Source organism: Maricaulis sp. (assembly GCF_030149425.1).
Lineage (GTDB): Bacteria > Pseudomonadota > Alphaproteobacteria > Caulobacterales > Maricaulaceae > Maricaulis.
The window spans coordinates 138,419-152,286 of sequence record NZ_JASBRQ010000044.1 but is presented as its reverse complement, the minus strand read 5'-3'; the positions used below and the strand labels follow the sequence as shown (position 1 = coordinate 152,286).

The 13,868-nt window shown below is 63.3% G+C and carries 12 protein-coding genes; 10 read left to right on the top strand and 2 right to left on the bottom strand.

What is annotated here, in order from left to right:
- The 7 genes from Q1V57_RS07205 to leuB all read left to right on the top strand — a co-directional run.
- A partial coding sequence (locus tag Q1V57_RS07205; protein ID WP_300529125.1) for a thiamine pyrophosphate-dependent enzyme occupies window positions 1–1,154 on the top strand: 1,154 nt, incomplete at its 5' end.
- Complete coding sequence (locus Q1V57_RS07200) at window positions 1,151–1,447, top strand: ACT domain-containing protein (protein WP_300529123.1); 297 nt, start codon at window positions 1,151–1,153, stop codon at window positions 1,445–1,447. The genes Q1V57_RS07205 and Q1V57_RS07200, both read left to right, overlap by 4 nt.
- On the top strand, window positions 1,429–3,018 hold the full coding sequence (locus Q1V57_RS07195; RefSeq protein WP_300529121.1) for a 2-isopropylmalate synthase: 1,590 nt from the start codon (window positions 1,429–1,431) through the stop codon (window positions 3,016–3,018). Before Q1V57_RS07200 ends, Q1V57_RS07195 begins: the two co-directional genes overlap by 19 nt.
- A gap of 15 nt (window positions 3,019–3,033) precedes the next feature.
- Window positions 3,034–3,990 (top strand): branched-chain amino acid transaminase, encoded by a 957-nt coding sequence (locus tag Q1V57_RS07190; protein WP_300529119.1) that lies wholly within the window; start codon window positions 3,034–3,036, stop codon window positions 3,988–3,990.
- Entirely contained in the window at window positions 3,980–5,404 is a 1,425-nt protein-coding gene (leuC, locus tag Q1V57_RS07185; RefSeq protein WP_300529116.1) for a 3-isopropylmalate dehydratase large subunit, read from the top strand. The genes Q1V57_RS07190 and leuC overlap by 11 nt, the downstream gene beginning before the upstream one ends.
- Window positions 5,397–5,969 carry a 3-isopropylmalate dehydratase small subunit gene (leuD, locus tag Q1V57_RS07180; protein ID WP_300529114.1) on the top strand — a complete coding sequence of 191 codons (573 nt, stop codon included), beginning with the start codon at window positions 5,397–5,399 and terminating at the stop codon, window positions 5,967–5,969. Before leuC ends, leuD begins: the two co-directional genes overlap by 8 nt.
- Window positions 5,966–7,030 (top strand): 3-isopropylmalate dehydrogenase, encoded by a 1,065-nt coding sequence (leuB, locus tag Q1V57_RS07175; RefSeq protein WP_300529112.1) that lies wholly within the window; start codon window positions 5,966–5,968, stop codon window positions 7,028–7,030. Before leuD ends, leuB begins: the two co-directional genes overlap by 4 nt.
- A 29-nt stretch (window positions 7,031–7,059) precedes the next feature.
- On the opposite strand, the gene Q1V57_RS07170 is transcribed toward leuB, so the two are convergent.
- Both Q1V57_RS07170 and Q1V57_RS07165 read right to left on the bottom strand, forming a co-directional pair.
- Window positions 7,060–7,569 carry a hypothetical protein gene (locus tag Q1V57_RS07170; RefSeq protein ID WP_300529110.1) on the bottom strand — a complete coding sequence of 170 codons (510 nt, stop codon included), beginning with the start codon at window positions 7,567–7,569 and terminating at the stop codon, window positions 7,060–7,062.
- A 137-nt stretch (window positions 7,570–7,706) separates the two neighbouring features.
- Window positions 7,707–8,885, bottom strand: coding sequence for an AraC family transcriptional regulator (locus tag Q1V57_RS07165; RefSeq protein ID WP_300529108.1), 1,179 nt, complete (start codon window positions 8,883–8,885; stop codon window positions 7,707–7,709).
- Window positions 8,886–9,103: 218 nt separating this feature from the next.
- Between Q1V57_RS07165 and Q1V57_RS07160 the strand changes: the two genes are divergently transcribed.
- From Q1V57_RS07160 to Q1V57_RS07150, 3 genes are all read left to right on the top strand, one after another.
- Window positions 9,104–10,234, top strand: coding sequence for a hypothetical protein (locus Q1V57_RS07160; protein WP_300529107.1), 1,131 nt, complete (start codon window positions 9,104–9,106; stop codon window positions 10,232–10,234).
- 124 nt (window positions 10,235–10,358) lie between these two features.
- A complete protein-coding gene (locus Q1V57_RS07155; protein WP_300529105.1) occupies window positions 10,359–11,291 on the top strand; it encodes an alpha/beta hydrolase in 933 nt (310 codons plus the stop codon).
- 131 nt (window positions 11,292–11,422) lie between these two features.
- A complete protein-coding gene (locus Q1V57_RS07150) occupies window positions 11,423–13,804 on the top strand; it encodes a DUF305 domain-containing protein (RefSeq protein ID WP_300529103.1) in 2,382 nt (793 codons plus the stop codon).
- The last annotated feature ends 64 nt before the right edge of the window (window positions 13,805–13,868 follow it).

Sequence of the window (13,868 nt, the reverse complement as noted above, 5' to 3'; positions counted from 1 at the left end):
CCACCTTACCCCCAGAGCCTCGGCCTGCAGCAGGGCCGTCCCGTGCCAGTGACGCCGATGTGGCTGCGGCGACGGCCCTGCTGACTCAATCCAGACGCCCCGTTCTCTATATCGGCGGCGGCGTCGCCCTGGGCCGCGCCGTCGACGCGGTCCGGGACTTCATGGGCCGTACCGGCATTCCCGCCGTGGCGACCCTGAAAGGCCTGGGCTGCCCGCACCCCGATGCCGAGAATTTCCTGGGCATGCTGGGCATGCATGGCGGACGCGCGGCCAATGTCGCCGTGGACGAGTGCGACCTGCTGGTGTGCTGCGGTGCGCGGTTCGACGACCGGGCCACCGGCCGGCTGGACAGTTTCGCCAAGGGCGCCCGCATCATCCACATGGATGCGGACATCGCCGAGATCGGCAAGCTGCGCGCCGCCGATGTGGCGATCGCGGGCGATATCGGCGATGCGCTGGCACGCATGGATCCGGGCTATCTGGACATCGACCCCTGGCGCGAGACCTGCCGCGAACGCAAGGCGCGCCATGCCTTCCGCTATGACGCGCCGGGCAATGGCGTCTTCGCACCGGCCATGCTGAAGGAATTGTCCGAAGCGGCCGGCGACGATTTCATCGCCGCCTGCGATGTCGGCCAGCACCAGATGTGGGTGGCCCAGCATTGCCGTTTTGCGCGTCCGGAATCCCACCTGACTTCTGCCGGGCTGGGCGCGATGGGCTACGGCCTGCCGGCCGGTATCGGTGCCGCCATGGAGCGTCCCGACGCCAAGGTCGTCACGATCTCGGGCGACGGTTCGATCATGATGAATATCCAGGAGCTGGCGACCGCGCGGCGCTACAGCGTGCCGATCCGCATCCTGTTGCTGGACAATGCCTCGCTGGGTCTGGTGCGCCAGTGGCAGGAATACTTCTTCGATCAGAATTTTTCCGAGATCGATCTCTACGACAATCCGGATTTCGCCGAGGTTGCGCGCGCTTTCGGCGTTGAAGCCTTCACCGTCCATTCGCGGGAGGAAGTTCCTGTCGCCATTGAGAAACTGCTGTCGGCCAAGGGGCCGATCCTGGCCCATGTGCTGATCGACAGCCGAGAAAATGTCTGGCCGCTGGTGCCGCCGGGCGCATCCAACACTGACATGATGGAGGACTCCATATGAGCACGATCCTACGTATTGAACTGGCCGAGACCGAAGGCGCGCTGACGCGGCTTGTCGGCCTCGTCGAACGGCGCGGTTTTACGATTTCAACCCTGTCCAAGGGCGCCCCGGCCGATGGCGGCGCCTCGGTCACGCTGGAAGTCGCGGCCCGCGAAGGCGTACGCCAGATCGATGTTCTGATGCGCCAGATCGCCCGCCTGTTTGACGTCCATGACGTCTTCGCACCGGAAATGCAGCCGGTGTCGGTTCAATCACATGCCTCCGGGAGACCACCATGTCCGCCCCGAAACTGACCGTTCACGCCCAACCCGAACCGGAACGCCTGCGCATTTTCGATACCACGCTGCGCGATGGTGAACAGGCGCCGGGCTTTTCCATGACCCCGGCTGAGAAGCTGGAAATGGCGCGTCACCTCGCTGCCATGAAGGTGGATACGATCGAGGCAGGCTTCGCCGCCGCTTCGCCGGGTGACAAACAGGCCGTGCACACGATTGCTCGCGAGATTCACGGCTCCACTATTTGTTCACTGGCCCGTGCCAGCGAAAGCGATATCGATGCGGCCGCCGAGGCTTTGGAGCCGGCCCGCCGCAGCCGCCTGCACATTTTCCTCGCGACCAGCCCGATCCATCGCCAGGCCAAGCTGAAAATGTCCCGCATGGAAGTGCTCAAGGCGATCGAGCACGCGCTGACCCATGCGCGCGGATCCTTCGACGAGATCGAATTCTCGGCCGAAGATGCGCTGCGTACCGAGACGGAGTTCCTCGTCGAGGCCTTGTCCGTCGCTGCCGCCAACGGTGCCGATGTGCTCAACGTGCCCGATACGGTCGGGGTCAGCGAGCCGGCGGAAATCCGCGCTCTGTTCGAGCATCTGACATCCAGCGTCGAGCGTCCCGAGCATGTGATTTTCTCAGCCCATTGCCACAATGATCTCGGTCTCGCCGTCGCCAACAGCCTCGCCGCTGTGCAGGGCGGGGCCCGCCAGGTCGAATGCGCCATCAATGGGATCGGTGAGCGGGCGGGCAATTGCTCGCTGGAAGAAGCGGTGATGGCCATTAATGTCCGACCCGACATCTTCCCGGTCATCACCCAGGTCGACACCACCCGCCTGTGGCCGGCCAGCCAGATGTTATCGCGCCTGACCGGCGCGCCGATCGCGCCGAACAAGGCGATTGTCGGCAAGAATGCCTTCGCCCATGAGGCCGGCATTCACCAGCACGGTGTGATTTCCGACCGGCGGACCTATGAGATCATGACCCCGGCCAGTGTCGGTGCTCCCGGTTCCGAGCTGGTCCTGGGCAAGCACTCGGGCAAACATGCCCTGGCGCAACGTCTGCAGGCATTGGGCTATGAGCTTGATGAGGCGGGTCTGGCTGAGGCTTTCCGTGCTTTCAAGGATCTCGCCGACATGCATGGTGAGGTCACCGATGCCGATCTCGCCGGGCTGATGGAAGGCCATTCTGCCAGTGGCTCGGCCTGGACGGTTTTGCGGACAGAGCTGCGTTGTACCGCCGGACCGCGTCCGACCCAGTTTGCCCGCGTCGAGCTTGACCATCCCGAGCGCGGCCGCGTCTCCGACATTGCCAAGGGTGACGGGCCGGTGGCGGCCGCATTCGGCGCGGTTCAGCGCATTACCGGTGCGGATGCAGACGTCTCCGCGCTGGAAACGCGCATGGTCCACTCCGCCACCGGGCGCGAATTCATCGCGGAAATCGAGGTCGATGTGCATGGCCGCACCGTCCGCGGACGGGCCCGGGGTCCCGACATCGTCACCGCCGCACTCGACGCTTTTCTATTCTCGCTCGACCGCGCCGATGCGCTGAACAGCGCCAATCCACAATCCCAGCCCGCCGCCCAGGCCGGCTAACTCAGGAGCCTTGTTATGGCTATTCAGGAAACCGACTTCATCTGGCGCAATGGCGAGCTGACCGACTGGCATGACGCCCAGACCCATGTGCTCTCGCACGCCCTGCATTACGGGACTTCCGTGTTCGAGGGCATTCGCGCCTATCAGACCCCGCACGGGCCGCAGATTTTCCGGCTCAGCGACCATATCCAGCGCCTGTTCGATTCCGCGCGCGTCTACCACATGCCCATTCCCTATTCGCGGGAAGAGATTGAGGAAGCCTGCAAGCTGGCGATCCGGGCCAACCGGCTCAACGACGCCTATATCCGTCCGATCGCTTTCTTCGGTTATGGCGGGATCGGCGTTTTGCCGGGCAAGGCCGCGTCGGTCGATGTCTGCATCGCCGCCTTCCCCTGGGGTGCCTATCTTGGAGAGGATGCGCTGGCCAAGGGGGTGGATTGTTGCATCTCCAGCTGGAGCCGTCCGGCACCGAATACCATTCCGACCGGAGCGAAGGCTGGCGGCAATTACCTGTCCTCGGTTCTGATCAGCCATGAAGCGCATTCGCGGGGCTTTGACGAGGGTATCGGCCTGGACACAAACGGCCTCGTTTCCGAGGGCGCAGGCGAGAACATTTTCGTTGTCTCCAATGGCATTATCCGCACCCCGCCGAGCTCCGCCTCAATCCTCTCCGGCCTGACCCGTGACAGCGTCATCAAGCTGGCAGAGGCGGAAGGCTTTGATGTGCGCGAACAAACCCTGTCGCGTGAAAGCCTCTACGTCGCTGACGAGATCTTCTTCACCGGTACGGCCGCGGAGATCACGCCGGTGCGGTCTGTCGACGGGCATGTCGTGCGCTGCGGCGGTCGCGGCCCGGTCGCTGAGCTGATGCAGCGCCGCTTCTTCGGCCTGTTCAAGGGCGAGACCGAGGATCGCTGGGGCTGGCTGCAGCCGGCTCATGACAATCCGATGGAGGTACAGCATGTCGCCTGATGCGCCGCCGCGTTCCCTGTTCGACAAGATCTGGGACGCGCACCTGGTCGAGACCGAGGCCCCTCAGACGCCGGGGGTCGTCTATATTGACCTGCATCTCGTGCACGAGGTGACCTCGCCGCAGGCCTTTGCCGAGCTTGAGGCGCGGGATCTGGCCGTGCGGCGGCCGGACCGTACGCTGGCAACTATTGACCACGCCACCCCAACGCTGGCTTTCGATCCGGCGGACGGGCCTGCCTATGCCAGTGACGCGGCCCGCAAACAGGTCGAGACGCTTGGTGAGAATTGCCGGCGCCACGGCATCACCCTGCATGGCTGGGACAGCCCGCACCGCGGAGTCGTGCATGTGATCGGACCGGAGCTTGGTGCGACCCAGCCGGGTATGACGATTGTCTGCGGTGACAGTCACACCGCGACCCATGGCGCTTTCGGGGCGCTTGCCTTCGGTATCGGGACCACCGAGGTCGGCCATGTCCTGGCGACACAGTGCCTGTTACAGCGCAAACCGCGCTCGATGCGGGTCACCGTCGATGGCGAGGCGCCTGACGGGGTGTCGGCGAAGGATATCATCCTCGCCATCATTGCCGAAATCGGTGTCGATGGCGGCACGGGGTGCGTGATCGAATATGCGGGCGAGGCGATTGAGGCGCTGGACATGGAGGGCCGTATGACGGTCTGCAACATGTCAATCGAGGCTGGGGCCCGGGCGGGCATGATTGCGCCGGACGAAAAGACCTTTGCCTGGCTGGAAGGCCGTCAGCACGCCCCGCAAGGCGAGGCTTGGGAGGCCGCGAAACAGAGCTGGTCGCAGCTGTTCAGCGATCCGGGCGCGAAGTTCGATCGTGAAGTGCGCCTGAATGCAGCGGATCTCGCTCCTATGGTGACCTGGGGAACAGCGCCGGACACCGGGATAGCGATCACCGCGCCGGTCCCACAGGAGACCACAGCCTCCCGGAAAAAGGCTCTGGATTACATGCAGCTGAAGCCTGGCGAAGCCGTCACGGGGGCCCGGGTCGACCAGGTCTTCATTGGCTCGTGTACCAATTCGCGGATCTCCGATCTGCGCGACGCTGCCCGCATCATGCAGGGACGCCGCGTTGCCGACGGGGTGCGGGCGCTGATCGTTCCGGGTTCGGTTGCGGTCCAGAAACAGGCCGAGGCGGAAGGCCTCGACCAGGTCTTCCGGCAAGCCGGTGCGCAATGGCGCGAGCCGGGATGCTCCATGTGCATCGCCATGAATGGTGACCGCGGGGAGCCGGGCGAGCTTGTCGTGTCGACATCCAACCGCAATTTCGAAGGCCGCCAGGGCCCGGGCGTGCGTACCATTCTTGCCAGTCCGGCGACGGCTGCGGCGGCAGCAATCGCTGGAGCGGTGGCGGACCCGCGCCAGCTGGCGGAGGTGGAATATGTCTGAATTCGAGAACTTCCAGAGCCGGGCCTTCGTCCTGCCGCAAGAGGATATTGATACCGATCAGATCATCCCGGCGCGTTTCCTGACCACAACGAGCCGAGCCGGACTTGGTGCCTTTGCTTTCCATGACTGGCGCTTTGACCGTCAGGGCCAGCCGACAGCGCACCCGCTCGTCAGCCTGGATACGTCCAGCTTTCAGATCCTGGTGGGCGGGCGCAATTTCGGCTGTGGCTCTTCGCGTGAACATGCGCCCTGGGCCTTACTCGATTTCGGCTTCAAGGCGGTCATCTCCAGCGAGATTGCCGATATTTTCCGCTCCAATGCGGCGCGTAATGGGCTGTTGCCGATTGTGGCCCCGGCGGAAGCGCATGCCTGGCTGCTGCACAATCCCGGCGCGGCGGTCACCATCGATCTGGCCGGTCAAAGCGTCCAGGTCGAGGGCGGGCCGAGCTTCAGCTTCGATATCGAACCCTTTGCCCGGCACTGTTTGCTGGAAGGTACCGATCCGCTCGGTTTCCTGCTGGCACGCCGTGCCGCCATCCAGGCGCATGAGGCGCGAATGACATGACTTATACTATCGCTCTTTTGCCCGGCGACGGGATCGGGCCGGAAATCACCCGTGTGGTCCGCTCGGCGCTGGAAGCGGTGGCCCGCCTGCGCGGGCTCTCGCTGGACTTTACCGAGCACGCCTTTGGTGGCGCCTCGATTGATGCGTATGGCGAGCCGCTGACCGGTTCTACGCTGGCCGCTTGCCAGGCGGCTGATGCTGTATTCCTGGGCGCAGTCGGCGGGCCGAAATGGGATCATGCGCCGGTCCGGCCGGAGGCCGGATTGCTCGGTCTTCGCAAGGCGCTCGGCGTCTATGCCAATCTGCGCCCGGTGTCGGTCCACCCGGCGCTTGCCAACCGGTCGCCGCTTCGGGCCGAATTGGTAGAGGGCGTCGATATGCTGATCGTGCGCGAGCTGACCGGCGGGATCTATTTTGGCGAAAAGACCCGGCCGGACGATGCGGCCAGCGATCTGTGCGCCTATAGCCGTGAAGAGGTTGAACGCATTGCCGATATTGCGTTCCGGCAGGCGCGTATGCGCCGGGGCAAGCTGACTTCGGTGGATAAGGCCAATGTGCTTGAAACCAGCCGGTTATGGCGCGAAGTGGTCACGCAGATGGGCGCTGAACGCTATTCCGATATCGAGCTCGATCACATGTATATCGACGCTGCGGCCATGCATTTGCTGCGCTCACCGGGCGATTTCGACGTCATCGTGACCGATAATATGTTTGGCGATATCCTCAGCGATGAAGCATCCATGCTGCCCGGTTCGATCGGGCTGCTGGGATCCGCCTCGGTCGGCGCGGCGCGACCGGGCCTGTTTGAACCGATCCATGGTTCGGCGCCCGACATTGCCGGTCAGGACAAAGCCAACCCCTTCGGCGCGATCGAGAGCGCGGCGCAAATGCTGGAAACCGGGCTCGGTGAAAGCGCGGCGGCGGCGGATTTGCGGCACGCGATGAATGCCATGCATGCGCGGCGGCAATGGACCGCTGATCTGGGCGGTTCGCTCAGCTGCAGCGGCGCGGCGGCCGCGCTGATGCATGAGCTGGAAGGTGTAGAGGCCGGAGCGGCTTAACACCGCTCCGGCCTGCCGGGTCAGAGACGTTATTGCGCTGACATCTGGTCGAACCAGCCGCGATACATCGGCGCGATGACCTCGCCGTAATAGAGGAATTCCGGGATATCCCGGCGCAGGGCGACATTGTCGTCGGCAAAGGCGACGAACATCGCCGTGTCGTGCGTCGGGGTGCCGAAGCGCTGCTGCAGCGCGGCCAGATGGGCCGCTTCCTCTTCTGCTTCGGTCAGGACCCAGACGAAAGCCAGGGCCTCATCGGCGAAGACGAATTCTGCCAGCCGGTTGGCGCCGGCATGGGCAAAGCCCCGGCAGTCGACCTGGATATGACTGTGCTGCGCGATCGGCAGTTCGGCCGGGTCGAGTTGATGGACCTGGTAACTCTCGCACAGATCATCGAAAGCGCTGCTGAGCGCGTCCGGCGAGGCGCCGAATTCGATCGCGGCCGGCAGGTCGAGCGGCTCTGCCATTGCGAGGGTCGGAGCGGAGGTCAGAGCGAGTGCGGCGGCAGACAGAGCAGCGAGGCGGGGGAGGAAAGACATGATCAGGTCCCTTTTGTGTTTGAACATGGGCTGATCGATAGACGCGGCGGTCAGCGTCGTCGTCCGGAAGCATGATTGCAGACGACCCGAAACATGTTTCGGGACGAATTAGTCAGGTTTTCCGGGGTTTTCGCGGCTCAGGAGGCCTGCCGGGCGCGGGCCCGATACTCCGACGGGGTCATGTCCAGGCTGGCCTTGAAGGCCTTGTTGAAAGTGACACGATTGGAAAACCCGCTCTCGATGGCGATCCGCTCGAGCGGCAGGTGCTGTTTGGCATCATCGATCAGATCAACGGCGTGCTGGATCCGGTAGCCATTCACCAGCTTGTAGAAATTCGAGCCCATATACTGGTTGATGACCTGTGAGATCGTATGGGACTTCATGCCGATATTCGCCGACAACTGGGTCAGCGTCAGTCGCTCATCGAGATAGTCCTGGTGCTCGCGCAGGCGGGTTTCAATCAGCTCGGCGATTTCCTGTGAGGCGCTGTCGGGCAGGGCGGAGTGCAGGTATTTCACCTTGGTATCAATTGATGCCGGCGTGGTCTGCGGGGTTTCTGCCAGCGAACGCTCCTCCGGCGTCAGCAGGAAGTTGGCATCCTGCATGCCGCGATACCCCATGGTCAGGATGATCGCCGCCATGAAGAGCAGCCAGGCGCTGCTGACCTGGGACAGCGTGCCCAGTCCAAAGCCCTGCTGGGCCAGGAAAAGGACCACCCAGACCGCTTCGAGGGCCAAGAGCGAGATGGCGAGAAAGCGCATCTGCGACAGCAAGCTGCGGCTGTCATCGGCGCGCAGTGTGTCGATGCGGGCGGCATAGCTCGAGAGCATGCGCCAGGACAGGATCAGATAGGCCAGCAGAAAGAGTTTGATCGCGACCAGGCGCAGTATGATCGCGCCCGGTAGCGTTTCGGAGCCCGGAGCCAGGATCGTATCCCACATGGCGACCTTGTCGGCGGCCGGCTGCAGGACGAGCGGAGCGTTGCTGAGCCACACAGCCGCAGCCGGGAGGAGTTGCACCGCCCAGAGCCAGACCGGGTAGGGCGCGTGTCCGGTCATGCGACGGACATAGGCGTAGAAAACCGGGCCGAGAATGAGCACCATGCCGGGAAGCAGGTCGAGCAGGTGCGGCGCGCTGGCGTAGAAGCCGGCATACATCATCCCGCCCTCAAACAGCTTGTAGGCCATCATGCCGGTTATGACGGCGAGCAGGAGGCCGGGGCCGCGCCCGCCAGTCTTGTGCGCCAGCACCAGCGTGATCATGACCGCGTGGGTCGCGGCGGCAAAATAAAGCACGCCCAGCAGTGTCGCGTTCACAGCCCTGATCCCGTCCGAAGCGTCATGATGTTCATCGCGCAAGCTTACGCCGATCCGCCCCGGGCCTGTAAAGCTCGACCGATCTTATCGCTGCTGTCCGGACGAACTGCGCGGCGGGCGATAATCTCGATCCAGATTCTCACCCCGTGCAGGCAGCCGGGCAGGATGTCCTCACCGCTAGAGAACAGACAGCGGTCGATACAGAGGATTGAATGCCCATGACCCGGATTTCGCTCGCGACCCTGATCGCTGCCACGCTCGTCACCGGAACGAGCGCCGCTGCCCAGGCGGATCAATACCGTCACATCATGTTCCGCGAGACGCCTTACGCGGCCTATCGCGGCATTCATCCGATCGATGCGGAGCTCGCTGCCGGGGTTGCCCACTATGAGTTTGACTATGACGATCAGGGGCGGCTGAGCCGGGTCGTCTACCAGGTCGGCGACCAGCCGGTCTGGGACAATGGGGTCTGGGACAGTTTCATCTGGTTCGCTCCCGATGTCCGTGTGAGCTACGAGGCCGGGCGCGAGATTCACAGCTATTTCAACACGCAGGGCGAACGCGTCGCGGCGCATGGCAATGTCTATTCTGCGGTCTATACGCTCGACGAAAATGGCGCGCGCACGGCGCTGGCCTTCTACGATGCCGAAGGTGAGCCGAGCGAGAGCGAGTGGGGCATTCACCGCTATGACTGGCGGCCCTCCGATGACGGGCATGTTTTCGAGCGTCGTTACAATCTGGCCGGTGAGATGATGCCGATGCGGCCGGTGCTGGAATTCTACGAGACCAAGATGGAATACGACGCCGACGGCAAGCTGGTCTTCATGCGCAATTATGGCCTTGAAGGCGTGCCGACGGATAACTCCACCGGAGCCGGTATCGATCGCATCACCTATGATCTCGCGGGTAATTTCATCCGCTGGCAAGTCTATGACCATGCCGGTAATGCCGTTGAAGGGAACCGCCCAGGCGTGCATCTCGGCGAGCACCTTTACGATGCTTTCGGCAACAAGATCGGCCTGCGCGGTTTTGACCGGCACGGTAATCAGCAGGTTTTTTCCTGGGGCAGCATGATGACGCGTACGACCTATGATGCACACGGTAATCGCTATGAAAGCTGGACCCATGGCCCTGATGGCGCCGAACAGGGGCGCGCGCGCTGGACCTATAGCGAGGATGGTGCGCAGGTGGAGACTATTAGCGGTCGCACGCCGGAGGGCGAGCTGACCGCCCATGCCGGGCTCGGCGGCGCAGCGCTCATCCGCTATGTGCGCGATGAAGCGGGCGCGGTCAGCGTCGAGCGTTTCAATGCCGATATGAGTGTGTTTGCTCCGGCATCAGGAGACTAGGCGTGTCACCGTTTCTGGCCCTCCCTTGGATTGGGCGTTTGCGCTGCGTCCGGCCCCAGGCCGGGCCGGCTCTGCTGCGGGCCGCTTTCAACCATCAACTCTGCGCCGATCAGGAGTGATTTCCATGACCGCCATCTCTTTCCCCAAAAGTCTTGCCGTTGCGGCGGCGGGACTGGCGATGTTCTTCTCCAGCGAACTGTCCCTTGCTCAGGAGAACATCGCCACCACCCGCATCATCAATGATATCGCCTATTTCCAGGGCGAGGGCGCGGATGCCGAACGGCATGCACTCAACCTTGTTCTACCGGCCGATGGCGCCCCTCGGGCGACGGTGTTGTGGATTCATGGCGGCGCCTGGGCCTCAGGCGGGCGCGAGCATGAGATGGGCCTGGCCGAGGCGCTGGCTCGTGAAGGGATCGCCGTTGCGGTGATGTCCTACCGTCTGAGCCCGGGCCGCTGGATGTCAGAGAACCTTCCCGACACAGGCATCCAGCATCCTGCCCATATCGAGGATGTCGCCCGGGCGTTCGCCTGGATGTGGGAGAATGCCGATGCTCATGGTCTCGACCGTGACGCCCTGTTCGTCAGTGGTTTTTCGGCGGGCGGACATTTGTCCGCGCTCTTGGCGACGGATGAGCGTTATCTGCAGGCCCATGATCTGACGCTCGACGCGGTCGCTGGTTCCATACCGGTCGCGGGGACTTATGACGTGCCGCACTATTACGACGTTATCCATGACGGCATGGGCGCGGATGCTGCGCGCGATCATGTGATCGGTGTGTTCGGGCCGCGCGAGGGGCATGCTGCGGCCTCTCCGATAACCTATCTCGATGCGCTGCAGGCGCCGATGCTGATCCTCTCGGAAGGCCAGACCGGGCTGTATACCGACCATTTTGCCACCCTGATCGATGGCCATGCCGCATCGGAGTTGATCTCCTTCGAGCACTACCCCGATGACACCCACGCTTCGCTCTATTTCAACATGATCGATCCGGAGGTCGCCTCCCCGGCTCGGCAGGTAATGCTGGACTTCATCGATGGCGTGCTCGTCCGGTAACACCGAACAACCGTGTTTTCCGTACCGGTATGGAAAGCTTGCCGCACCGGCTTCACACTCTAATGTCTGCGGCTTGTCCAGTCGGGAGGAGTGACATGGCCTTGAAGGCGAAGCTTAGCATCGGGTCCGCAATGATTGCGTTGACCGCCGGTTTGACCCTCAACGGAGCGGTTCTGGCCCAGGACGCACCGATTGTGCAGCCCGGTGCGCCGGGTCAGGATGGTCGCGAACTCACCGCCGAGGAAGCGGTGCAGATCGCAGCGAACCGTTATTCCGAGGACGATGTCCGCTTCATGCAGGGCATGATCCTGCACCATTTCCAAGCGGTGCAGATGTCGGCCCTCGTGCCGGACCGCGCCGATCTGCAGGACGTCCGTGATATTGCCAGCCGTATCGACGCCACCCAGGCGGACGAGATCGAGTTCATGCGCGGCTGGCTGATCGAGCGCGGCGAGGATGCGCCGGACCCGCAAAATGACCCCCATGCCATGCACCATGCGCATCATGGCCATCACGACATGGCCGGCATGGCGACCCCGGCTCAGATGGAAGCGCTCGCAGCGGCCAGCGGCACGGCGTTCGACGCGCTCTTCCTGGAGCTGATGATCGCCCATCACGACGGCGCCATCGACATGGTCGATCACCTGCTGCGCCAGCGCGGCTCGGCCTATGACCCGGTTCTGTTCGATTTCGTCAATGATGTCCGTGGCGAGCAGCGCGCTGAAATCCGTCGTATGGATGCGCTTCTGTCCGGTCTTTCGGAGGACCCGCGCAACGGTCTGGCGGGCGGTTTCCGCGATGCCGAGGAAGCCATCTCCAACCTGGTCATGCTGGCCAGCCTGCCGAAGCCGACCGGCTTCTTCGATGCAGAGAACCCGGCCGGTCTGCCGCCGGAAATCCCGTCGGAAGCGACCGATGAAGAGGTCGAGCGCCGCTTCGGTGACCGTTCACCCTTCCTGAGCTTCTCCAATACCGACATGGCCTTTGCCGACAACCTCATGGTCGCCGGCAATTATCACGGCTTCAACGTCTACAATATCGAGGGCGATACGCCGCAATTGATCAGCTCGGTGGTATGCCCGGGCGGCCAGGGCGATGTCTCCATCGTCGGCGACCTGCTTATCGTCTCCGTGCAGGATACCCGCGCCCGCGTCGATTGCGGCCGCCAGGGTGTTGAAGAGGAAGTCAGCGAAGACCGTTTCCGCGGCATCCGCATTTTCGACATCTCCAACCCGGTGGTTCCGCGCCAGGTTGGTCAGGTCCAGACCTGCCGCGGCTCGCACACCCATTCGGTTGTTTCCAGCGATGAGAATACCATCATCGTCTATAACTCCGGCACCAGCTCGATCCGCCCGGAAGAAGAATTGGCCGGTTGTGTCGCCGGTCTGCCCGGCGATGAGGAGACGGCGCTTTTCTCCATCGATGTCATCGAAATCCCGGTTGCCAATCCGTCAGCCTCGCGCATTGTCGACAGCCCGCGCGTGTTTGCCGATGACGAGACGGGCCGGATTGCCGGCCTCTGGGCCGGCGGTGACCACGGTGAGGGGACACAATCCTCGCGCCGGACGGATCAATGCCATGATATTACCGTCTTCCCGGCGCTGAACCTGGCAGCGGGTGCCTGCTCCGGCAATGGCATCATTCTCGACATCACCGATCCGCGCGCTCCGCAGCGCATCGACGCGGTTGTCGATCAGGGCTTTGCGTACTGGCACTCTGCGACCTTCAACAATGACGGGACCAAGGTCCTGTTCACCGATGAGTGGGGCGGTGGTGGGCGTCCGCGTTGCCGCGCCCAGGACCCGGCCGACTGGGGTGCCAATGCGATTTTCGAGATCGAGGATGGCCGGCTTGAATTCGCCAGCTATTTCAAGATCCCTTCGGCTCAGACCGAGGAAGAGAATTGCGTCGCACACAATGGTTCCGTTGTGCCGGTTCCGGGTCGCGATATCTTCGTGCAGTCTTGGTATCAGGGCGGTCTGACGGTGATTGATTTCACCGATGCGGATAACGCTTTCGAGATTGCCTATTTCGACCGGGGTCCGATTGATGAGGACATCATGATCTCCGGCGGATACTGGTCGTCCTACTGGTATGATGGCCGCATCTACGGCACCGAGATCGCGCGCGGTCTCGATGTGTTTGAGCTGGCGCCGAGCGAGTATCTGACTGCCAATGAAATCGCGGCTGCGGCTCTGGCCGACCAGGGCGCTGTCTTCAACCCGCAACAGCAAACCCAGGTCAGCTGGCCCGACCACCCGGTCGTCGGCCTGGCCTATGTTGATCAGCTGGTGCGGGGCGAAACCATGTCGGCTGATGCCGCCGAAACGGTGTCGTCCGCCCTGGGCCGTGCTGCCGAGCACATGGAAGCTGGCACGACCGACCGCGGTCTGTCTTCAGAACTGCGTCGCCTGTCGCGCAGCCTGCCGGATGCCGAGCGTGGTTCCGCTGATGCCGCACGGATCGATGCGCTGCGCGATGTCATGCGCGCCGTAGCGGGTGAAGTGCGCTAAACCTCCGCTCCAGAACTGAAGCAATGAAGAACCGCGGCCCTGATGGGTCGCGGTTTTTTGCTGC